Origin of the sequence: Tundrisphaera lichenicola (genome assembly GCF_051175385.1) — a bacterium.
Classification (GTDB): domain Bacteria; phylum Planctomycetota; class Planctomycetia; order Isosphaerales; family Isosphaeraceae; genus Tundrisphaera; species Tundrisphaera lichenicola.
Window position 1 is genome coordinate 5664777 of sequence record NZ_CP195106.1, and the last position, 21129, is coordinate 5685905.

Sequence of the window (21129 nt, forward strand, 5' to 3'; positions counted from 1 at the left end):
TGTTCCGCAACCGATCACCGGACCACCGAAGGGCATCGACCGCCATGGCAACCGACAAGCCGATCCGCGTGGCCATCATCGGCCTCGGTTTCGGGGCCGAGTTCATCCCGATTTATCAGAATTACCCCGGCGCCGAGGTCTCCGCCATCTGCCGGCGATCGCAGAAGGACCTGGACGAATGCGGCGAGCGCTGGAAGATCTCCAAGCGATTCACCGACTTCGCCGACGTCCTGAAAGACCCGGAGATCGATGCGGTCCACATCAACTCGCCGATCCAGGATCACGCCCGGCAGTCGATCGCCGCGCTCGAGGCCGGCAAGCATGTCGCTTGCACCGTCCCGATGGCCACCACCATCGAGGATTGCGGGAAGATCGTCGCCGCCCAGCGGAAGTCGGGCAAAGTTTATATGATGATGGAGACCGTGGTGTATAGCCGCGAGTATCTCTTCGTCAAGGACCTGTACGACAAGGGCGAGCTGGGCAAGGTCCAATTCCTCCGGGGCTCGCACCAGCAGGATATGGCCGGCTGGCCGGGATACTGGGAGGGGCTTCCTCCCATGTATTACGCGACTCACTGCGTGAGCCCCTGCCTGGCATTGCTGGGCCACCACGCCGAGCACGTCGTCTGCCACGGATCGGGCCGGATCGATGAGAATCTGATCCCCAAATACAACAGCCCGTTCGCGATCGAGACGGCGACGTTCAAGATCAAGGGGACCGACGTCTGCGCCGAGGTGACCCGGAGCCTGTTCAACACCGCGCGGCAATACCGCGAGAGCTTCGACGCCTACGGATCGAAGAAGTCCTTCGAATGGCAGCAGGTCGAGGGCGAGGAACCGGTGATTCACACCATCGGACTCCCCGAGCCCGAGATCCCCAAACGAGTCCCGGTCCCCGACTTCGCCCATCTCTTGCCCGAACCCATCCAGCGGTTCACCACCAAGGGCGTGTACGACGCCGATGATGAGACTCACCTCTCGTTCACCCAGGGGGGCGGCCACGGAGGCTCGCACCCACATCTCGTCCACGCCTGGCTGAGCGCCATCAAGGGGGATCGCCCGGCCTTGCCCGATGCCGAGACCTCGGCCAACTGGACCATGGTGGGGATCTGCGCCCACGAGTCGGCCCTGAAGGACGGCGAGAAATTGGTCATCCCGACGTTCTGAACCCGAGGCGGGGGCGTTTCCGATCGGACCGTCCCCCGCCCGTTCGAGGCCGATTCATGCGGATTCATTGGTATGGCCACGCCGCGTTCCTGATCGAGACGGGCGGGACCCGGATCATCCTCGACCCTTATCGATCCCCGGACTCCGGGGGCTATCGGCCGATCGATGAGCAGGCTGATGTCGTGGTCGTCAGCCATGAAAACGACCGCTATCACAGCCATCTCGGCCAGATCCGACCGCCGTTCGAGGTCGTCCGCGTGATGGAGCTTCCCGAAGGAGGATCACGCGTCTCGGGGATCCGGTTCGAGGCGATCCGCGTCTTCGAGACCCCCGAGAAGCTCGAAGGTGACGAGGTCGCGATCGTGCATTTCCAATCCGAGGGAATCCACGTGGTGTTCCTGGGCGATCTCGGGCACGGGCTCGACGAATCCGAGCTTGCCCCGATTCGCGGGGCCGAGGTCGTCCTCGTCCCGGCGGGCGGCCCGCCGACGATCGACTTCCCGCTGATCGCCCCGCTCCTGGACGCGATTGGACCCAGACTGGTCATCCCGATGCACTTCAAGACCGACGGGATCAATCTCAAGATCCAGCCGGTCGAGCGGTTCCTCGAAGCCCTCCCGGGATGGCCGGTCGATCGACCGGGAGAGTCTTCGATCGAGCTCTCGGCCGGTTCGATCCCCGAGGGACGCCGGGTAGTCCGGCTCGAACATTCGCGATGAGGCGAAGCCTTCAAATCAGCAAGTCCCGAGGGTCAGGCTCCTTGGATCGGCCCTTGAGCATCTCCTCGCGTTGCCCCAGGCTAAGTTCTCGCCGAAATCGATCAGGACGATCGACGACCGAATCAAATCGTTCGAAGGCCCACGCCGTCAGGGCGGCGGCCGTGACCGCATAGAAGATCGATCCCAGGATCGATCCGGCCAGAAGTCCTCGATAATCGGACGAGCTGAAATACTGGAGATCTTCCGAGCTGATCAGCGAGGACCAGAAAATGGCGGGCGTCGAGCCCGCGATGACTACCCCGGAATCGGCCCGAAGTGGGATGCAACAGAAAAGGTAGCCGCCATTCAGGAAGACGAGGATGAACATCGTCAGTCCCATCGATCGCGTGCTGTTCTTCGATTGGAGCGAGGATGCGGTCCCTAACGCCGTCAGGAACCAGGTGAACAGGATCAGCTCGGCCAGACAGGCCAGGATGCCCAGGGGATGAATCGATCCCACCAGCAGCCCGACCGCCCAGAGCCCGAGGAGCAGGTACACCAGCCCGCGCAAGGCCCAGATCGGACCGATCATCTTGGCTCGGAGGATCTCCAGGCCGGACAGCGGGGTCGCGATCAGGCTGATCCAGGTGTCCTCCTCGCGTTCCGAGGTCAGGCCGCTGGCCGAAGAAGCGGCGATGGCCAGCGACCAGACGACGAAGATCGCCGTGCTGACAAACCGGAGGAATATGTTGAAGTCGCGACGGGCCGAGCCTAACGTCGAGTAACCCTGGGACATTAGTTCGGTCCACGCGGGCCTGGCGAACTCGACCACCCAGTAGGCGAGCAATCCCAACAAGGCCAGTCCGACAATCGAGAGGACGGTCTTGGTCATGCCCCCGGTCCGGGCGATGTATCTCTCCTTCCAGAGCATCGCGTCGTCGCCGCAATCGGGCCGAGGCATCCAGCTCTGCTTCCGGGCAAATGAGGCGATCCGGCCGGAGAGTCCTCGCCTGGCCCCATCATCGCGGGAGACCGACCGAAGTCTGGCGGCCGCAATCGAGATGAAGATCGTCCCATAGAGGAGCTGCAAGCCCATCCCCCAGGCGGCGGACGCCTCGGGACTACCTCCCCATGCCGTGACAGAGGAAGGACCCATCCCGAGGAAGAGTGGGCTGGTCACCGCCAGATACTCGAGCGCCGGACGGATCCACTCGCCGATCGTCCTCCAGGGTTCGCTCCAGAGAGTCATCGTGGAAATGAGGAGCGGCGGCACGATCAGCCAGATCAGCACGTAGCCATAGAGGGCCGAGATCGCCTCGCGTGGCCGACGGGCATGCACCGACACCAGGATCGAGAGTCCCGCCAGGAAGTAGATCATCGTCGCCGTGCCGGCGTAGCTCAGGAGCAAGAGCGGGAAATCCACCCCTCCAAAGAGGCCGATCAAGCTGACCACCGGGAGCCCCAGCGCGACCAGGACTCCGACATGAAGCAGTCTGGCCGCCAGCTTGCCCACGACGATCTCGAACCCGCTCAGATGGCTGGTGAGCAAATAGTGGAGCGTCTTCCTCTGGCGTTCGTCGGCGATCGTGCCGCCGACCAGGGCCGGGGTCAGGAAGATGACGACGACCGCCTGGAGGATGGCGAAACTCTTGAAGATCGATTCGCCGAACTCTGCCATCTGGTTGATCTGAAGATTACCCTGCCCCCCTCCGACGACCCATCGATTGGATTCGTACGACAGGTAGACCTGGAACAGGATGATCAACCCGTAGATCGTGCGGACCACGTAATACCGGGCCCGCCTGGCAGTGGTGAGCAATTCCGCTTGGAAAACCGGCCCCAGAAACATCGAATGCAGCCTCGGCCTGGTGGAATTCGGATGGGCTCCTACACAATACGGAGACGGTCGGTTATTGCCAAGGTAGCTCCCCGACGGGTTGGCAGGAGGCATACCATCGGGAATAATGGCGGGTCGTCCTCATCCCCCCCAGGCCTCCGGCCGCCCCTCTCCCAAGGAGACATCTCTTGGCCCCTTCCGTCCCACCCGACCACCTCGTGATCTTCGGCCGGCCCGGGAGCGGCAAGAGCAGCCTGGCCGAGAGCCTTGGGGCGGATTTCGGCTACAAGCTGATCCGGACCGGGGAGATGCTCCGGGCCGCGATCCGGAGGCAGGACTTCCTCGGCAAGCGCGTCGAGGCCCACCTCGCCATGGGCGATCTCGTGCCGGACGCCCTGATCTTCGAACTCCTGGAGCTGAACCTCAAGTCGCCCGGTTCCGACCGACTGCTCTTCGATGGATTCCCCCGGACAATGGGCCAGGTACCGCTCCTCGAACAGTTCGAGAAGCGACTCGGATTCGAGATCGAATGCTACCTGGAGATCGCCGTCACCCGCGAGGAGGCCGTCGCGCGGATGACCGGACGGCGAGTCTGCCCGAAATGCGGGGCCACCTATCATCTGATCGCCCGACCACCCAGGGTCGCCGAGGTCTGCGACCTTGACGGGACCCCTCTCGAACGTCGGCCCGACGACACGGCCGAAGTCGTTGGCTTCCGCCAGCGAGTCTACGACGAGCATGCCATCCCGATCCTCCGCCATTATCAGGAGAAATTCCCCGATCTCTATCGACAGGTCGACGGCAATCAGGGCCTGGAGGCCGTCTACCTCGAGACCCGCCGAGCCCTCGGAGTTCGGGACTGAATCCTCGGAAGCTGAGGTCCCGTCCGAGATCAAGTCCGGGGCATCGAGGCCCGCTCTGGTCTCTGCGATCTGAGATAGCGTCGGTGGTACTTCAGGCCCGTCACGAAGAAGCAAACGGCCGAGACCAGCGCGAAGGCGGGGACCGCCAGCTCAGGAACGAGCGTCGCGGGGATGAGAGTCGCGAAAAGTAAGGCCCCATGGATGTAGAACTCGCCCGAGAGCAGTCCTCCCTTGATCAGGAAGAGCATCCCGTTGGTGATGCAAAGGATCGGGGCCAGGCTCATCACCGGGAGGCCCATCAGCCATTCGGCATCCAGGATCAGATTCAGTCCGATCACCCCGGCCCCCCAGACGTGGGCCAGTTGACGCTCAACGAACGTCACCGGCCCTCGACGTCGCCGGAGCCGCCAGAACAGGGCGGCCCAGGATCCCAGGCCCAAGGTGAAGATCGCGAAGTAGGGCCAGCGGGCCATCACGCCCCGGAGCATGAGGCCCCAGGTCAAGCCATAAAGGACCAGAAGCGCGACGCTATGATACATCCAGAGGACGCCCCAGTTCTCCAGGAGCGCGGAGTGTGGTGTCTCGCTCAGGTAACGACCGGCCAGGGCCCGGAATGAAGTCGACCGGGCCGAGACCGGTCGACCGGCCAGGTAGGCGTCGAGGTCGTCGGCCAGGTCCGAGGCTGTGGGATATCTCAGTCTTGGGTCCTTCTGGAGACACTTGAGAGTGATCATCTCCAGGTCGGTATCCGCGCGGGGGTTCAAAACTCGCGGCGGGACCGGGTCTTGCTCCAGTACCAGCAAGATCGTGTCGAGGGGCGAGGCCGATTGGAACGGGGGACGGCCGGTCAACATCTGGTAAAGGATGGCCCCCAGGCCATAGACGTCGGCGGGAGGCCCGACCGGCCCTCGACTGGTCGAAGCCTGTTCAGGAGCCATGTAACTGGGAGTGCCCAGGATCGCTCCGCTCTCGGTCAGCCCGGCGCTGGGCCCCAGGTCGATCCGCTTGGCCAGCCCGAAGTCCACGACGAGCGGACGCCCTTCCGGATCGATCAGGATGTTCGAGGGCTTGAGGTCGCGGTGGAGGACCCCACGCTCGTGGGCGTGCTGGATGGCCCGACAGACCGGGGCAAGGATCGACGCGGCCTCGCCCGATCGGAGAGGACCATCGGCCAGCCGTCGGGCCAGCGTGGTCCCCTCGACGAATTGCATGACCAGGTAGGGCTGGCCTCGATCGGTCCCGACATCGTGCACGGTGACGATATGAGGATGCGAGAGCCGGCCGGCCGACTCGGCCTCGGCCTGGAATCTCGCCACATCCTCGGGCCGGGACGAAGCGCCGTGGAGCAGCCGCTTGATGGCGACGGTCCGGCCCAGGAGCGATTGCCTGGCCCGATGGACGACCCCCATCCCTCCCCGGCCCACCTCGTCGATCAATTCGTAGCCCCCGAGACTTCCCCGATCGTGCGATCCGGGCGGGTCGGTCGGGATCGAGGGCCAGACGTCGGTCTCGGTCGATAAGCTCGAGCCGGCAAACTCCTCGGCGATCGAGGCGGCCGCCCAGAGCTCTCGAAGTTCCTCCGCGAGATCGGGATGACGCCCGACGATCGACTCGAAATTCGATCCTCGGTCGCTCGCCCGATCGTCGGTGATCTCCGCCAAGACTTCGGCGAGTCTCCGGTCTCGGTCGTCGTTCGGGATCATGCGGTGCCCCGAGTCGAAGGTGTCTCGCCCAGGATCGATCGGAGTTTCCTCAAGGCCCGGAGGTGACGCATCCCCGCGGCCGGCTCGCTTAACCGGAGAGATCGTGCGGCCTCGCCATTGGTGAGCTGCTCGAAGTGGCGGATCAGGATAATCTCCCGGTCATCCTCGTCGAGCCGATCGATGGCCTCGCGGAACCGACGCTCGAGCTCCCCTCGGAGCGCCGCCGCCGCGGGCGTCAGGCCGGGATCGCGGAGTTGAGCGATCAGGTCGAGCGAGGATTGGTCCGCGAAGGCTTCGGCGACCCGACGCTCGCGGTCCACACTCCGAGAGGCCGCCCCTCGGTGCCTCCGATGGGCGTCGATCAGATGGTCTCGGGCGATCTGGCGGAGCCAGAGATGGAAGGGGATTAAGGGTCGCTTGAGATACTCGGACAACCGCCCGCTCGCCTTGAGCAGGACCTCCTGGACCACGTCACTGGCATCGACCCTGCGGCCAACCGCGCGATCGAGTCTCATCCCGATCATTCGTCGGAGGGGCTCGCGATAACGCTCCCAGAGCTGCCCTTCGGCCGTTCGATCGGCCCGGGCCACCAGTCCCAGGAGGTCTTCGGTTTCGGTAGGATCGGGCCACATCGTCGAAAGATCACTCCGGGCTCGGCTCCGGAAAAGGACCCTTTCATCATATCGGAGCGGACGATCGAAATCTCTTCGACGAATCCGGTGAGTTCCTTGTTAAGGATCGGCTCCTCCTCGCGGTTCTCCTGTCGTCGCCCGCCCCGAGGCGGGCCGAGGACCACCCGAAGAGGAGTTTCCGATGATCGTCGTTTATTCCTACCTGGCCTACCTGATCCTGAGCATCGGCCTCACCATCTGGGTCGCTCGGACGCTCTCCCGAGCCGGGCGGGTCTTCCTGGTCGACGCCTTTCTGGGCAATCGCGAGTTGGCCGATTCCGTCAATCATTTGCTGGTGGTCGGCTTCTACCTGATCAATGTCGGATTCGTGTCCTTGGCCCTGAAATACGGGGAGAAGCCGGCCGACCTACCGACTTCCATCGAGATCCTCAGCACCAAGATGGGTTTCGTCCTGCTGGTCCTGGGCGTGATGCACTTCTCGAACCTTTATGTGTTCTCCCGGATGCGCAAGCGGGCGATGCTCCGGAGCCGCAAGCCTCCTGTCCTGCCCGACGATATGATCGCGGCCGTCGGAGCGATGGCCCATTGATCCATCGCAACCTCCAGGGAGATCCGAACATGCGACGGCTTTACGTCCTCTACGACGCCCGATGCGGCCTCTGCCGGTGGGCCCGACAGTGGCTCGACCGCCAGGAGAAGCTGGTCGACCTCGAATTCATCCCGGCCGGCTCGGAGATCGCCGATCGGATGTTCCCGACTCTTGCGACCTCGGACTGTCCCGAGGAGCTGCTCGTGGTCAGCGACGAAGGGGGCGTCTATCGGGGAGGGAACGCCTGGATCATGTGCCTCTATGCACTGGAGGAGCATCGAGAGTGGGCCGAACGCCTTTCCAGCCCGGCATTGATCCCCCTGGCTCGCCAGGGGTTCGCCCTCCTCTCGAAACAGCGAGGGCGGATCTCTCGATGGCTCGGGCTGGCCAGCGAGCACGAAATCGTCCAGGCGCTCGGCGGGATCGACGCCCCTTCCTGCGAGATCAACCGGCTCGCCGCCCCGCCGGAGTCGCCCCCGTTTCAGGACCGAGTCCAACGCCTCGCCCACCTGGCTCGTCAGGTCAAGGGCCGGTCCGACTGAGAATCAAGTGGCCTTGCGGAGTCGGTCCAGCGGCACATAGTACGTGGAGTACCGTTTCCCGTCCGAGAAGGGCCGACCGGCGGGATCCTCGACCAGCACCGTGGCTCGTTTGGTAATCCGGTTCACCCGACCAACCTGAGTGACACCCTCGTGGTCGAAGGCCACTCGATCCCCGATTCGAATCGAATGGGCACTGGCCGCGACCTCTCGCGGCGTGACCAACTCGTGGACCGAGGCCGAGTGACCGAAAATCGAGCGAGAAAGGCTCCTGAAAAGCTCGGCCGAGCAACTCGACCGGCCGATCGCCAGGAATTCGGCGAGGTGGAGGAGCTCATGTTCGAAGATTCGCTGGAGCGATACCAGGCGATCCGAGCAGACCAATCCGGCCACGGTGACAACCCGGCCGCTCACTCGGAAGTTCTGAAAGAGGAGGAATGTCGAGACCGCGATCTCGTACTCCGAACGCTCTTCGACCCGCCAGCCGACCTTGGTTCGGACCCGACGCCAGAAGGTCTTGCCCGCGGCGCGAGTCATCCGGTCGGAAAGCCGGAGCTGGACTTCACCGGCACTTTGTTCGCCGAGCATCGCCGTGAGCAAGCCTCCGAAGAACTCGGCATCGTAGAGTCCGAAAAGGAGCCGAAGATCGCCGACCGCGATCGATTCGAAATTGCCCGTCCGGATCGTGGGCGATCGATCGAGCATCGTTCGGTAAATCCGGCTCGATTTCTCGGCGACGAGTTCGGGCGAATGACCGAGACTCATGAGTCGGGCGAGGCGGTCGCGGGCCTGAGTCACGGGACCGGGACGAACTGGACCGCATCGGCAATCACGTGGCCGTCGGCCCCCTCGGCGCCGATCTCCACCCAACCCGCTCCGCCGGGTTCGAAGCCGAAGACGCCCAGTGAGAGCGGCTGGCCGTCCTTCAGGGATCGACGCTGGTTGACTCGGATCGTCCGCTCTCCCTCCTTGGAATGGATGACCACCGGGGTGTTGGTGGCCCGGTTCGAGGCCGGGGGGAAGTGGAGCCGGACCTCGTAACGTCCGGCCTCGGGAAACTTCGGGATGAATCGCAGTCTCGACGAGCCGTCGGCCCTGGCTCCATCGTGGTGGTAACCTTCGCCGACAAATGGAGAAGTCGAGGTCGAGACCGCCCATTCCCCCTCGATGCTCGCCTGGGCATCATCGACCACGATCCCGACCAGCTTCGACGGGTCGATCCCGCGGAACCCGGGCCCGCTCGCCGAGGGCAGGCCGACCGGCGAGAGCACGGAGCCTTGCTCCCGAAGTTTCGAGACCAGTCGATCCGACTCGATCGTTTGGACCGACGACTTCGAGTCGATGGCCAGGGCGGCAGCCAGCCCGGAGGCGTGACCCAGGATCATGTAAACCGGCTCCATCCGGACCGTCCCATAGGCCACGTGCGAGGCCGACATGCAGACCGGGACCAGGAGGTTCGAGCACTCCTCAGCCTTCGGGATCAGGCTCCGATACGGGATCGCATAGGGGGTGACCCGGACCTGGAAATCTCCCTCGTTCAGGACCGATCCATCGGGCTGGATGAACCGCTGGACGTGGTGCGAGTCGGTGTTATACGAGCCGAGCCCGACCGAATCGTCCTTGGTCAGTTCTTCCAGGATGTCGACCTGTGTCATGACGTAGGAGCCGAGCATCCTCCGGCATTCGCGGACGTAAAGCTGGTGGGGCCAGTGGCCCGTGTCCACGAATTCATCCTCGGCGAGGCCCCAGCCCGCCATCTCGTCGTGGAGGGCCTTCGGGACCCGCGGATCGTTGGAGAGGAAGTAGAAGAATCCCTGAACGTAGTCGATATGATCATCGACGATCTTCCGACGCTTAGCGGCGTCGGCCTCGGGATAATCCCAGTTGCCGCCGATGTGATCGGTCGAGAAAGGTCCGTTGTTGTTGGTGTCGGTCTTCCCGTTAGGCATCCGCGACGGATGCATCAGTTGGCCGACCTTCAGGTCGGGCTTCAGGGCCAGGTACCGGGCCAGGAGATCAAATCGGGCGGGATCGTAGCCGGGTGGCTTCGGGAACGGGAACCGGTTCTCCGGACGATCCGTCATGCAAAGGCGGTAGTTATAGGCCTGGGTCTTGGCGTCGCCGGATCCCGCCGGGCCGGGAAGTCCGGGCTGGATGGTCGGAAGCGGCTTGCCGTCGGGTCCGAGTCCGGGGACGGCGATCGGCCACTGGTGGGCGGGGCTCCTGGCCTGAACCCCGGCGATCGACTCGCCGTACTGCTCTCGGCCCTCGCGACCGATGGCGTACTTGACGCCGGCCCGAGCCATGAGATCCCCTTCATAGCTGGCGTCGATGAAGACCTTCGCGGCGAAATCATACCCCCGAGTCGTTCGAATCGAGGTGATTCGCGTCCCCTCTTTTTCGACCCGTTCCAGGCCCGATTCGAAGACAACCTGGACCTTGGCCTCTTCCAGCATGGCTCGAAAGACGAGGGTCGCCACGTGCGGTTCGAATCGGAAGCCGTCCGAACATTCCTTCACCTGGATGGAATCTGCGGCGTAGGTCTCCCGATAATGATCGAGAACGCGGCGGAAGAATTCCCGGGAGATCCCCCCGATGGCCGCTCGATTCCCATGATCGGTCGCGCCCAGGCCGCCGGAGACCATCCCTCCGATGTGCCGACCAGGCTCGATGAGGATCGTCGATTTTCCTTCTCGACCGGCCGAAACGGCAGCAATCACACCCCCGGCCGAGGCCCCGTAGACGACGACCTCGGCCTTCTTCGGCTCGGCAGCCATCGAAGGAGCGGCAAACGGCAAGAGCAAGGTCAAGATCAAGCTGTGTCGAATCATGGGACGGCTCCCGCTCGTCGACGAAATCGGCCGTGATCGGATTCGGCCGAGTTGGACAAGGCAACGATTACAACGGTGTTTACCGGAGATCTCAAGCCCCTCCCCCGTCCGGACCGAGGCTCGCAGGCCTGCAAAGAACAAATCGCTTCGACACACTCTGTTCATCTCCGTTCGATCCTGATATCTTTCCCGAAGCCGTTTCCCGCGATGTCGCTGGACGGAACTCGAACGACGATGATGATGATGATGGAGACGACAGGCATGACGCCCGTCCTCGAGCCTTCGTTGATTACGCTCGAACGAGCATCGACCGAGCTCCTGCTCGCCACCGCGATTGCCCGAGATGCCCTGGAACAACTCGCCGAAGAGTCCCTTCCGGGGCGCATCAGGGATCGATACCAGTTCGCAGCGGACCGATTGACTCAGACGCTCGACTTCCCCCGACCGAGTCGCCGACGACTCCTCGAGGCCTCTCCCGCAGTTCTGGAACGATCGCGAAGGTCCCGGTCCCTGATCGAGATGATCGAGGCCGAACCGGAAGACGACGAAGTCCGCCTACGGCTCGCCAAGCTCCTCCTTCGCGCCTTGGTCTGGCGACCCGAGACGTTCCCCTATCCTCCCGAGTGATTCTCCCCTCGGAGGGCTCGCCACTCCTCCCATCCGTCTGTTCGCGGTAGAATGCTCGATGCCGGGAACCCGGCCGCGACTTTGCCCGATCATGGAGTGAGGGGTTTTCGCATGAGCAAGCCAATCCCCGAACCGATCGATCCCGGCCGGCTTATCGAACTCGCCTCGGCCGTCGTCCGCTCCGATCGGTTCCCTCATCTAGCCTCAATCGACGGTGAACAGCCCCGGGTCCGCCCCGTCTCGCCGGTCCGTACCGATGGGTTCACGGTCTACGTCGCCAACCTTCGTAGCTACCACAAAACCACCGAGATCGCCGCCAACCCGCGGGTCGAACTTTGCTATCTGGACGACCACCACGACCAGGTTCGGATCAGTGGAACGGCCGAGATCGTCACGGAACGAGCCATACTGGAGGAAATCTGGGGCTCTAATCCCCTGCTCAGGAACTACCTGGGATCGATCGATAATCCCGAACTGGTCGTCTACCGAATCAGCCCCGATCAGGTCCGTTACATGAAGGAATGGGCCCTCGATTACCACGAGGTCCCGCTTTCCCCGCCCGGCTGAATCGGCCATCGGAAGGTTCCCTGGAGGTCGGTCTCCATCGGGAAGACGTCGGTGACCGCGTCGAGGTCGACCGGACCATGGATGTGCGGAAATGGATAATCCGAATCCGCTGAAGCAACCCATTGGATCGGCGACCGGAGCCGGCCCGGGACGATCCTGAGGACCACGAGGTCGAAACGACCCTGGAAGAATCGATTGGCCGACCCCGCCAGTTGCTCCGAAGTCGACCCGTGGATGAAGCCGTCGGATGCCAGCGAGTCGGCCCGATAGACGCCCTCGGAGACGGCTCGTTCCCAATCGGTCCGAGAAGTGATGTGGAAGATCTCGGAGATCGATGCCGCCTCCACGATCTTCCGGACCAGGCCGAGATCGGTCGAGCCATCCCGGCAGGCCGCCGAGCCAACATGGATCTCGCTGATACCCGACAGGAGGAGCGGTCGGATATCCCCAAGGCCGATCGAGCCTCCTGCCATGACCGAGATCCGACCCTTTGCCGCCCGGTTCAGTTCGGCCAGGAGGGGCAGACCCTCCCTCGCCGTCGGGGCCTGTCCCGAGGTCAGGATCCGATCGACGCCCAGCTCGATGAGGTCATCGAGGGCCTGAAGAGGCTCGACGGTGGCATCGAAAGCCTTGTGAAACGTGACCTTCATCGGCCGGGCGACCTTCAGCAGGAGTTCGGTCCTCCTGCGATCGACCCTCCGCCGAGAATCCAGGAGACCGAGCACGACCCCGGAGGCACCCAGCATCCGGGCCGCCTCGACATCGCGCTGCATCACCTCGAACTCGGAGTCGTGATAGCGGAAGTCGCCGCCCCGGGGCCGGATCAGTACCTGGATCGGCAGGGTGGTTCGCTTGGCCGCCCAGATCGTCCCCGATGATGGGGTGACCCCACCGATGGCCAGGTTCTCGCAAAGCTCGATCCGATCGGCCCCCCCTTCCCCGGCTGCGATCGCGGAACGAATTCCCTCGACGCAAATTTCCACGGTCGCCTTCATCCGCTCGCCCTCAGGGGTCAGACCTCGCCCAGCTCCGCCTCGGCCCGGTCGACCTCGGCTCGGAAGTCATCGTCACTCAGCAGGAGAGTCGACAACGGTTCGACACCCCCGTCAACCAGGGTCAGTAATTCGGCGGTACCTTGCCGGAGCCCGAGGCCCCGACCTCGTTCGTCGAGGGCCCTCGCCAAGATCGCGTCGAGGTCGAAGGCCGAAGAAGCCTTCGCCACGAGCTGGGCGAAGCTTGCCAGGCCCGCCCCGTCGATCGCGACCCGGCCATCGAGTCGGGCCGCCTCACAGTAGAGCAGCAGGATCTGGGCCAGCCGGTCGCAGGCCTTGTCCTGCTCGCGAGTGGGCTTCGTGGCCATCGATTTTCGACTCCAAGGCAGAGAGACAATAACAAATCACACGACGATAAAAGATAAAAAACTTACCGCGATCGTCCCTGGGCCGTCCCTCCGAGACTTCGGGCGATCATCGAGGGCCTGTCACTCGAATCGGAGGTGCTTAACCGACTCGCCGGAATCGCGAAGTTCGACCAGGGCGTCGATGCCGACCTTGAGATGCGACCGGACGTACTTCTCGTTGACGGTCCGGTCGCTCCGAGAGGTCTTCACGCCTTCCGGGTTCATCGGATTATCCGAGACCAGCAGCAACGCCCCCTTCGGGATGTGGTTCGCGAACCCGACGATGAAAATCGTCGCCGTTTCCATGTCGATCCCGAGGACTCGGACCTTGTTGAGATAGTCCTTGAACGACTGGTCGTGCTCCCAGACCCGACGGTTGGTGGTGTAGATGGTGCCGGTCCAGTAGTCGAGCTTATGCTTGACGATCGAGGCGGAGACGGCCCGCTGGAGTCGGAACGAGGGGAGCGCCGGGATCTCCGGGGGGAGGTAATCGTTGCTGGTCCCTTCCCCCCGGATTGCGGCAATCGGGAGGATATAGTCGCCGACCTTGGTTTTCTTGAAGCCGCCGCACTTCCCCAGGAAGAGCACGGCCTTGGGTTCGACCGCCGAGAGAAGGTCCATGACGGTGGCCGCCATCGCGCTTCCCATCCCGAAGTTGACGATGGTCAGATCGTCGGCCGTCGCCGAGAGCATCGGCTTATCGCGACCCATCACCTCCACGCCGAATTCCTGGGCGAACATCTCGACATAAAGCCCGAAATTGCTCAGGAGCACATACGAACCGAACCCTTCAAGCGGTCGACCCGTATATCGCGGGAGCCAGTCTCGGACGATCTCGGACTTGGTCTTCAAGACGACCTCGGGAAAAACGAACCCAACGGTGACGGGCCTCGATCGATCCGGAAGGCACCACTTCCCCGAAAAGATCGGATCCGGGACCTGCCCCTTATCGGATCATTCGGGTGACACGCGAAGATTCAAGAGGAAGGCTCAATGCGGCTCCTCGAACAGGACCACGCTCGCGGTGTACCCGTGGACGAAATTCTGCCCGCCGACCGGGCCAATCTCACCCATCGCGAAGAAGCCGGCCACGGGGATCGGCCCGAAGAGTTCTCGAAGGACGCCGACATCATGGTCGGGTTGATCGAAGAGGCGAGTCCCTCGCCCATTACATGAGAAGACGAGAGCCCCGGCGTATTCGGCCCTCGGGCGATCCAGTCGCTCCGCCCGGATCAAGGTCCGGAGATCCTCGTCGGCCGTCTCCGCATCGCGAACCTGGAACTGGATGGTTTGTCCGACCCGGACAAGGTCGGTGATGGCGATCCCGCCGGCATCGTCGGCTCCCATCACGTTTCGGACGAGGAAGTCACCCCGTCGGAACTCGCCCTGATATTCGTTGATGACCCGTCCGATATGCAGCCCCGACTGGAGGCGTGCCTGATCCTCGCTCGATAGGTCCTCGAACAGTTCGCGAAGGACCTCCAGCGCGGGTCGACGACCCAACTCGCGAATGATGTTTCGTTCCGCCTTCGTGACGATCATCGGTCGACCGATCGGACGGCACCCCTGGCTGACGAGGGTCCTCGGTTTGACTTCGCCTTTCAGGAGAAGCGCAACCGCCCCATCCCGATGGGCCTCCCCGTCGAGCAGCAGGCGATTCCCCCCCGGCGTCTGGCTGGCGCTGGCCATTCCCCCCAAGATTCGGAGCCCGGGGTACCGCTCGTTCGTCTTCTTGAGCCAGGGGTCGGCCGCGAATGAGAATGGATCGCCCAGGATCAGCAAGTCTGCCGGATCCTGGGAAAGTCCTGCCAAGGATCCAAGATCTTCATCAGGACCATCGACTCGTATCGTCCGGAGATCCGTCTCGGGGAGCCGGATCGCCCAGGCGCTCAGGGCCGGCTCGGCTTCGATCTCGCGTCCGCCTCCGATGATCGTCTCGCCGGTACATCCCAGGACATGACGAACCAACCCGCGACCCATCAGTTCGGTCCCGACGGCAGCGAGCGCCTCCGCGTGATGGATCGACGCGAAAACCATGGCCAGATCCGCCGGATTCCCCTCGAACGATCCGACCAGTTGCTCCACCACTTCCTCGACGGCCGAATCGCAATCCTTCGAGGTCGAAAGGGCCGATGCGCATCTCATCAAGCTCGTCCTCCAGGCCCTTGGTCCACCCGGTCGGTGAGTTTATCCGACCCGCGTCCAGGCCGATAGTGGCCGCCTGGTCGGACACCCCCCCTTGAACGAAATAGTGGCCTTTTGTATCATAGACGAAGAGGCATACTGACGTTTCGTGTCATCTCCTCGGGAGAATCCGACGGATGATCCCCGCAACTCCGAAGAGTCGGGTCCAGGAGAAACGCCCGGCGATTTCCTACCGACTCGAGTTGAAGATCGGAGAGACGGTCTACGACGTCGAGTCTCTCCCGAACGCTCCAGATGCCGGAGGGCGGGCCTTTCGACTGACCAAAGCAGATGGGACGGCCTACGACGTGGCCCAGACGGCGTACGGGCCGGAGTGTGATTGTCCCGACTATATCTTTCGGAGAGATGGGATCGACCCGGAAGGGTGTAAGCACGTCAAGGCGGTGGTCGGGTCGGGTCTGATCCTCCGGAACCCCCTTCCCGATCGGACGAGGGCCTGAGGTCGGATTAACCTCAGGCCCTCAGGATTGGACGATCCGGCAGTCGGTTTGAGGGTGATCCCCGGTGGGACCGGGAACCCATTCCTTGTCTTGTTGACGCCCGGTCAGGGAGCATTGCTCGCCGTGGCAGTCTTGGCCGCCTCGGCGAGTTTCTGTTCGGCGACGAGCGACTCAACTTCTCCCCGGGCCTCAACCGATCGGGCGATCAGGGCGTCGATCGCGGGCTTGCGGTCGGCGACCGCCTTCTCGGCGACCGCCTTCGCCGCCATGGACGCTTCGGACTCGGCCTTCCGGGTCTCCAACACCGCTGAGGCGGCCTGGGCCAGGCCCCGGACATCGGCGAGCGCCTTGGCCTGCTCGGCTCGGGCGTTGATGATCGATTCGACCTCCAATTGGATGGGCTTGATCGCCTCCTCAGCGGTCCGGGCCCGGTCGATCGCGGCGACGAGCAACCCGGGGGCGGCAGTCCGGGCGGCGATGGCCCGATCCAAAGCTCGTAGTGCCTCGACCTGATCCTTCCCGGCGAGGGCGATCCCGGTCGTGAGGTGGGCCGATCGTGCGACGATCTCGCCGAGCGTCGCGGCGGCCTGGTCGGCAGCGTCCTGAGTGCTGGCCGACTTCAGAGCCTCGACGGCCGAAGCGAGCGCCTGATCCTGGGCCACCTTCTCATTGAGTGCCTTCTCGACCGCCGCCTTGGTGGAGGCCAGAGCTTCGATGCTGGACTTTTCCGCAGCGACGGTCTCGCCGATCGCCTTCTCGGCCGCAGTTTTCTCGGCCTGGGCCTGTTCTAATGCGAGCCGGGTCGCCTTGAGCATCGCTTCCGAAGCCGAGAGGAGCGCGGCTTTCTCCTGCTCTAGCTTCTCGATTGATGCGACCTGTTCCAGCTTTTGCTGGGCGTCCTGCTGGGCCGCGGTCAGGATCTGCTGGGCCTTGGCGGCCAGGGCCGACTTTTCATCGAGCACGGCCTGGAGCGGCGGCAGCTCCTTCGAGGCGTTGTCAGCCTCGGCCTGGGCCGCCAGGGCGACGGCCCGGGCTCGTTCGAGGCGGGTCGCGATCGGGTCGGGGTTGGCGGCGAGATTGGCCAGCCGTTTACCATCCTTGCCGTCGAAGACCCGGACCTCGCCGGACCAGTCTCCCGCGACGACCTTGGCGTCTTCCTCGACGAACACGGCGCGAAGGGCGAGATCGCCGAAGGGCTCGAATTCCTGCTGCTTGGCCCCGTTCTGGTCCCAGACCCGGGCCAGACGGTCTCGACCGGTCGTGACGATCCGACCATCCTTGGCGAACTGTGCCGAGGCCGTCCCGCCGCCATGGGCTCCCCAGGTCTTGATCTGATTGCCGTTCTCCATCTCCCAGATCCGGACCGAGCCGTCCTCGGACGCCGAGGCAACGACGTTGGAATCGAGCCGCCAGGTGACATCGGTAATCGGGCCGGCGTGGCCTCGGAGGTCGAAGTATTCGCGGCCGGTCTGGCCCTCCCAGACGACCAGGCCGTTGTTCCGGTCTCCGGTCGCCAGCAGGACGCCATCCGGGCTGAATTCGAGGGCGGTGATCCAGTCCGTATGCTTCTTCATCTCGAACTGGAGCGCGCCGTCGGCTGTTCCGTAGACCCGGACGACCTTGCTCGGGCCTCCCAGAGCAACCTGGCTGTGGTCGGGGCTGATGTCGGCCGCCAGTACGGCGTCATACTCCTTGCCGATCTCGAAGACGCGTTTGCCGGTCTTCACATCGAAGACGACCGCCAGGCCCGCCTGTCCTCCACGCCCCCCCCCCGCCAGCAGGAGGGCACCATTCCGGCTGAACTTGAGGACGTGGATCGTCCCTTCGGGGAATGGGAAAACACCGACGAGACGGGCTTTGTTCGACTGGTAGAGCAAGACCTGCTTGTGCCCGGCCACGGCCACCAGTGGAGCCCACGGGCTGGAGGCCAGCGCGACGATGGCGTTGGCCTTGGGGCTCACGACGAATGGCTCGGTGATCACGCCCTCGGGCATGGCGGGCGGGCCGGACGGCTTCCCCATCGCGGAGGGGTCGAGCTTGAACTCGAATTTCGGCTTCGCCTTCATCGCGACCACGCTGCCCGAGGTCTCCGGCGCCCCGGCCTCGATCCACTGCCGGATGATCGCCAGCTCCGCGTCAGGGATCTTCGGCGATTTGGGAGGCATCTTCGGCTCTTCGGTGTGGTTCAGGACGCCGAAGAGGTGGCTCCCGTCGGGGTTGCCCGCCTCGACGATCTCTCCCGATCCGCCCCCCTGCATGGTGCTCGCGAAGGTCTCCAGGGTCAGGCCCCCCTTGGCCTTGTCGGCGTTATGGCAGCTATTGCATCGGGCCTGGAAGATGGGGGCCACGTTATCGACGAAGTTGACTTTCGGCTTGGCCGCGGCCTCGTCGGCCGCCAGGACGGCGGGAGGCATCAGGCCGGCGAGGATGATCGCGATCGAGAGGGAGGGATTGGAGGGCATGGTCGCGGGCCTCGGAGGGCATTGTACGAGGGAAGGATGGAAAACTCGCCGGGTGGTGCCATTACGCCGGACACCACCCGAACTGGTCGGCCGTCAATGATTGAACAGGAACTCGCGGCTGTTCAGGAGCGCCCAGAAGAGGTCTCCGAGGGCTTGTTCCTGATTCGTCCCTTCGGCGAATTGGGGGAGGAGCTTCTCGAGCTCCGCCTGGGTCGGCATCCTCGCCAGGGTCCGGAGGTACAGCTCGATGATCCGTTCCTCGGGGAACTTCCTCGACTCCATCAGCTTCTTGACCACTCCCCCTTGCTGGATCTTCTGATTGGTCGTGTCGCCGTTCAGGAGGTGGAGCGCCTGGGAGAGGGTGGGCTCCATTTTCACCTCGCACGAGCAGACGGTCTCGCGAGTGGCGCGGCCGAAGGTGGTCAGGAAGTACGTGCTGGTCGTCCCGTCGGCGATCTGCGTCGCCCTGGCCCCGAGCGGGAGACCCTGGAACTTGTCCTTGGTGTCAGTGGCCACGCTGATGGCGTCCAGGAGGTTCTCCGCCTTGATCCGCCGGAGGTTGGCGTGGGCGAAGTTCAGCTCGTCGGACTCATTGCTCTCGTTTCGCTGGGTGGATCGCTGGTAGGTCCTCGAATTGCAGATGTCGCGGACGAGGACCTTGAGGTCGTACTTGGAGTCGGTAAAACGCTTGCCCAACTCGGCCAGTAGCTCGGGATTGGTGGCGGGGTTGGAGACGCGGAAGTCATCCACCGGCTCGACGATTCCCGGCCCGAAGAAGTGCGACCAGACCCGGTTGGCGAACGAGGTCGCGAACCAGGGGTTGTCGGGCGAGGCCAGCCACCTGGCCAGGACAACCCGTCGATCCTTTCCGGCCACATCGGGAGTTTCGCCCGCCAGGAACTTGGGAGCCATCTGACGGCCGCCGACGGGGTGATTCACCTCGCCGCCGCCCGAGTTGAAGATGATCGTCTCGCGCTGGTCTTCCCCTTGCTTCCGGCCGATCTGCGAGAAGAAGGCCGCGAAGCCGTAATAGTCGTCCTGGGTCCAGCGGTCGAACGGGTGGTTGTGGCACTGGGCGCACTGGATTCGCATGCCCATGAAGACCTGGGCGACGTTCTCGGTCAGTTCCAGGGTCACGCTGGTCGACTGGTAGAAGTTGGTCGAAGGATTCTTGAAGGTCCCGCCGTTGGCCCCGAGCAACTCGCGGACCATCTCGTCCATCGGCGTGTTCCGCGAGAGCTTCTCGACCAGCCAGTTGTAGTAGAGGAACATCGCCTTGTAGCTGACGGTGATCGACGACTTGACCTGGAGGATCTCGGCCCACTTGTTCACCCAGAGTTCGGAGAACTCCTTGCGCTCGAGCAATTCGTCGATCAGCCGGGAGCGCTTGTCGGGCTCGGTCGCCGTCATGAACCGTCCGTATTCCTCGACGGTGGGGGGCAGGCCGATGACGTCGAGGTAGGCTCGGCGGACGAAGACTTCGTCGGTGCAAAGCGAGGAAGGGGCGATCCGGAGCTTCTTGAGCTTGGCGGCGACCAAAGTGTCGACATAGTTGACCTCGGGCTCGGCCGGGTATTCGAATTGCAACCCCTTGGGCAGGACCAGGACCTGTGATCCGACGGTATGCGTATCGAACCGGGCCATCACGAACGCTTCGCCCCGGGAACCGGCCGTGACGAGGCCGGTTGGGGAGATCGCGGCGGAAGTCTCGTTGTTGGTGAGGAAGACCGCCAGCGAGGTCACGTCGCGGTCGGTCCCGTCCGAGTATTTGGCCCGGACGGTCATCTGCTGACTAGCCTTCTCGCCGTCGAGGACAGCGAGGCGGGGATACAACTCGACCGAGACGACCTTGGGCAATTTGGAGACATCGTCGTTGGGGACGCCCGCCTCGATCCAGGACTTCATGGTCGTGTAAAGTTCGTCACCCTTCTCGACCCGCTTCCCGCCGGTGTGCTGGACCGCGCCAATTGCTTTTTCGAGGAGGGTGCTGTCCTCGGGGACGGCCAGGTTGACGCGTCGGCCGACCTGCTCTCGGGTCAGACGGTAGTGGTCCCCTTCGGGGTCGAAGCCGAAGAGGGAGAGGCGGAAGCCGTCCTTGCCTCGGGCGGCCCCGTGGCAGCTCCCTGTGTTGCAACCGGCCTTCATGAAGGCGGGCATCACGTCGAGCCGGAAGCTCAGCGGCGGCGTCTCGGCGGCCCGGGACACCTTCACCGGGACCGGGATCTTCTGGCCGCCGAAAGCGACCGACAGGGTGCTCTCGCCATCGGCCGCCGGATGCAGGACGGCCCCTTCGATCCTGAGCAGCGCGGGGTTAGCCGGCGTCATCGTGGCCTCGCCCGTCACGTCGCGAGTCAGGCCATCGGCGAAGGTGGCCTGGACGACCAGCGACTGGCGATCCCGAGAGGTAGTTAGATTCACCTCGTTGGGAAAGACCTCGACCTTGGAGACGACCGACTCGCCCGCCAGGAGCGGTTGGGCCAGGCCGAGCGAAAGGCAGGCGAGCAATGCACGAGCCGCGATCATTGGGGATATCCTCTCGATGCGATCGACCCGTTGATCGAGCCGGTCGAT

General features: G+C 63.9%; 19 protein-coding genes. 8 read left to right on the forward strand and 11 right to left on the reverse strand.

Annotated elements, in window-relative coordinates; all coding sequences use genetic code 11:
* Window positions 1-44 precede the first annotated feature (44 nt).
* Entirely contained in the window at window positions 45-1166 is a 1122-nt protein-coding gene (locus P12x_RS22205; protein WP_435007033.1) for a Gfo/Idh/MocA family protein, read from the forward strand.
* A 56-nt stretch (window positions 1167-1222) separates the two neighbouring features.
* On the forward strand, window positions 1223-1885 hold the full coding sequence (locus P12x_RS22210; protein WP_435007035.1) for an MBL fold metallo-hydrolase: 663 nt from the start codon (window positions 1223-1225) through the stop codon (window positions 1883-1885).
* 10 nt (window positions 1886-1895) lie between these two features.
* Here P12x_RS22210 and P12x_RS22215 read toward each other — a convergent pair whose 3' ends face one another.
* Window positions 1896-3713, reverse strand: coding sequence for an ABC transporter permease subunit (locus tag P12x_RS22215; protein WP_435007037.1), 1818 nt, complete (start codon window positions 3711-3713; stop codon window positions 1896-1898).
* A 176-nt stretch (window positions 3714-3889) separates the two neighbouring features.
* On the opposite strand from P12x_RS22215, the gene P12x_RS22220 reads away from it, so the two are divergent.
* On the forward strand, window positions 3890-4564 hold the full coding sequence (locus P12x_RS22220; RefSeq protein WP_435007038.1) for an adenylate kinase family protein: 675 nt from the start codon (window positions 3890-3892) through the stop codon (window positions 4562-4564).
* A 29-nt stretch (window positions 4565-4593) separates the two neighbouring features.
* On the opposite strand, the gene P12x_RS22225 is transcribed toward P12x_RS22220, so the two are convergent.
* Together P12x_RS22225 and P12x_RS22230 are read right to left on the reverse strand one after the other, a co-directional pair.
* On the reverse strand, window positions 4594-6267 hold the full coding sequence (locus tag P12x_RS22225) for a serine/threonine-protein kinase (RefSeq protein WP_435007039.1): 1674 nt from the start codon (window positions 6265-6267) through the stop codon (window positions 4594-4596).
* On the reverse strand, window positions 6264-6899 hold the full coding sequence (locus P12x_RS22230) for a sigma-70 family RNA polymerase sigma factor (protein WP_435007041.1): 636 nt from the start codon (window positions 6897-6899) through the stop codon (window positions 6264-6266). Before P12x_RS22230 ends, P12x_RS22225 begins: the two co-directional genes overlap by 4 nt.
* Window positions 6900-7080: 181 nt before the next feature.
* On the opposite strand from P12x_RS22230, the gene P12x_RS22235 reads away from it, so the two are divergent.
* Window positions 7081-7488 (forward strand): hypothetical protein, encoded by a 408-nt coding sequence (locus P12x_RS22235; RefSeq protein ID WP_435007043.1) that lies wholly within the window; start codon window positions 7081-7083, stop codon window positions 7486-7488.
* Window positions 7489-7517: 29 nt separating this feature from the next.
* Complete coding sequence (locus tag P12x_RS22240; protein ID WP_435007044.1) at window positions 7518-8030, forward strand: thiol-disulfide oxidoreductase DCC family protein; 513 nt, start codon at window positions 7518-7520, stop codon at window positions 8028-8030.
* Between the two features lie 3 nt (window positions 8031-8033).
* Here the strand turns inward: P12x_RS22240 and P12x_RS22245 are convergent, their stop codons facing one another.
* Window positions 8034-8732: a SprT-like family protein gene (locus tag P12x_RS22245; RefSeq protein ID WP_435007045.1), complete on the reverse strand. Its 699-nt coding sequence runs from the start codon at window positions 8730-8732 to the stop codon at window positions 8034-8036.
* Between the two features lie 89 nt (window positions 8733-8821).
* A complete protein-coding gene (locus P12x_RS22250) occupies window positions 8822-10858 on the reverse strand; it encodes an FAD-dependent oxidoreductase (protein WP_435007046.1) in 2037 nt (678 codons plus the stop codon).
* A gap of 261 nt (window positions 10859-11119) precedes the next feature.
* On the opposite strand from P12x_RS22250, the gene P12x_RS22255 reads away from it, so the two are divergent.
* Both P12x_RS22255 and P12x_RS22260 read left to right on the forward strand, forming a co-directional pair.
* The gene (locus tag P12x_RS22255) at window positions 11120-11485 is read left to right on the forward strand and encodes a hypothetical protein (protein WP_435007048.1); all 366 of its coding nucleotides are present in this window, start codon (window positions 11120-11122) and stop codon (window positions 11483-11485) included.
* A 111-nt stretch (window positions 11486-11596) separates the two neighbouring features.
* Window positions 11597-12052, forward strand: a complete 456-nt coding sequence (locus P12x_RS22260; protein WP_435007050.1) for a pyridoxamine 5'-phosphate oxidase family protein — start codon at window positions 11597-11599, stop codon at window positions 12050-12052.
* On the opposite strand, the gene P12x_RS22265 is transcribed toward P12x_RS22260, so the two are convergent.
* The 4 genes from P12x_RS22265 to P12x_RS22280 all read right to left on the reverse strand — a co-directional run bounded on the left by P12x_RS22265 (window position 12019) and on the right by P12x_RS22280 (window position 15596).
* Window positions 12019-13047, reverse strand: a complete 1029-nt coding sequence (locus P12x_RS22265; protein ID WP_435007051.1) for a copper homeostasis protein CutC — start codon at window positions 13045-13047, stop codon at window positions 12019-12021. The genes P12x_RS22260 and P12x_RS22265 overlap by 34 nt on opposite strands.
* 17 nt (window positions 13048-13064) lie before the next feature.
* Entirely contained in the window at window positions 13065-13412 is a 348-nt protein-coding gene (locus P12x_RS22270) for a hypothetical protein (RefSeq protein WP_435007053.1), read from the reverse strand.
* Between the two features lie 120 nt (window positions 13413-13532).
* Complete coding sequence (locus P12x_RS22275; protein ID WP_435007054.1) at window positions 13533-14303, reverse strand: AMP nucleosidase; 771 nt, start codon at window positions 14301-14303, stop codon at window positions 13533-13535.
* 138 nt (window positions 14304-14441) lie between these two features.
* The gene (locus tag P12x_RS22280; RefSeq protein ID WP_435007055.1) at window positions 14442-15596 is read right to left on the reverse strand and encodes an FIST signal transduction protein; all 1155 of its coding nucleotides are present in this window, start codon (window positions 15594-15596) and stop codon (window positions 14442-14444) included.
* A gap of 176 nt (window positions 15597-15772) precedes the next feature.
* On the opposite strand from P12x_RS22280, the gene P12x_RS22285 reads away from it, so the two are divergent.
* A complete protein-coding gene (locus tag P12x_RS22285) occupies window positions 15773-16096 on the forward strand; it encodes a hypothetical protein (RefSeq protein WP_435007057.1) in 324 nt (107 codons plus the stop codon).
* Between the two features lie 104 nt (window positions 16097-16200).
* Here the strand turns inward: P12x_RS22285 and P12x_RS22290 are convergent, their stop codons facing one another.
* Complete coding sequence (locus P12x_RS22290; RefSeq protein ID WP_435007058.1) at window positions 16201-18558, reverse strand: c-type cytochrome domain-containing protein; 2358 nt, start codon at window positions 18556-18558, stop codon at window positions 16201-16203.
* A 93-nt stretch (window positions 18559-18651) separates the two neighbouring features.
* Entirely contained in the window at window positions 18652-21081 is a 2430-nt protein-coding gene (locus tag P12x_RS22295; protein ID WP_435007059.1) for a DUF1549 domain-containing protein, read from the reverse strand.
* Window positions 21082-21129: the final 48 nt, after the last annotated feature.

What these genes read in the sequence shown, in the direction of transcription:
- P12x_RS22205 (WP_435007033.1), top strand. Translation starts at nt 45, where the DNA reads ATGGCAACCGACAAGCCGATCCGCGTGGCCATCATCGGCCTCGGTTTC.
- P12x_RS22210 (WP_435007035.1), top strand. Translation starts at nt 1,223, where the DNA reads ATGCGGATTCATTGGTATGGCCACGCCGCGTTCCTGATCGAGACGGGC.
- P12x_RS22215 (WP_435007037.1), bottom strand. Translation starts at nt 3,713, where the DNA reads ATGTTTCTGGGGCCGGTTTTCCAAGCGGAATTGCTCACCACTGCCAGG.
- P12x_RS22225 (WP_435007039.1), bottom strand. Translation starts at nt 6,267, where the DNA reads ATGATCCCGAACGACGACCGAGACCGGAGACTCGCCGAAGTCTTGGCG.
- P12x_RS22230 (WP_435007041.1), bottom strand. Translation starts at nt 6,899, where the DNA reads ATGTGGCCCGATCCTACCGAAACCGAAGACCTCCTGGGACTGGTGGCC.
- P12x_RS22235 (WP_435007043.1), top strand. Translation starts at nt 7,081, where the DNA reads ATGATCGTCGTTTATTCCTACCTGGCCTACCTGATCCTGAGCATCGGC.
- P12x_RS22240 (WP_435007044.1), top strand. Translation starts at nt 7,518, where the DNA reads ATGCGACGGCTTTACGTCCTCTACGACGCCCGATGCGGCCTCTGCCGG.
- P12x_RS22245 (WP_435007045.1), bottom strand. Translation starts at nt 8,732, where the DNA reads ATGCTCGATCGATCGCCCACGATCCGGACGGGCAATTTCGAATCGATC.
- P12x_RS22250 (WP_435007046.1), bottom strand. Translation starts at nt 10,858, where the DNA reads ATGATTCGACACAGCTTGATCTTGACCTTGCTCTTGCCGTTTGCCGCT.
- P12x_RS22255 (WP_435007048.1), top strand. Translation starts at nt 11,120, where the DNA reads ATGACGCCCGTCCTCGAGCCTTCGTTGATTACGCTCGAACGAGCATCG.
- P12x_RS22260 (WP_435007050.1), top strand. Translation starts at nt 11,597, where the DNA reads ATGAGCAAGCCAATCCCCGAACCGATCGATCCCGGCCGGCTTATCGAA.
- P12x_RS22265 (WP_435007051.1), bottom strand. Translation starts at nt 13,047, where the DNA reads ATGAAGGCGACCGTGGAAATTTGCGTCGAGGGAATTCGTTCCGCGATC.
- P12x_RS22270 (WP_435007053.1), bottom strand. Translation starts at nt 13,412, where the DNA reads ATGGCCACGAAGCCCACTCGCGAGCAGGACAAGGCCTGCGACCGGCTG.
- P12x_RS22280 (WP_435007055.1), bottom strand. Translation starts at nt 15,596, where the DNA reads ATGAGATGCGCATCGGCCCTTTCGACCTCGAAGGATTGCGATTCGGCC.
- P12x_RS22285 (WP_435007057.1), top strand. Translation starts at nt 15,773, where the DNA reads ATGATCCCCGCAACTCCGAAGAGTCGGGTCCAGGAGAAACGCCCGGCG.
- P12x_RS22290 (WP_435007058.1), bottom strand. Translation starts at nt 18,558, where the DNA reads ATGCCCTCCAATCCCTCCCTCTCGATCGCGATCATCCTCGCCGGCCTG.
- P12x_RS22295 (WP_435007059.1), bottom strand. Translation starts at nt 21,081, where the DNA reads ATGATCGCGGCTCGTGCATTGCTCGCCTGCCTTTCGCTCGGCCTGGCC.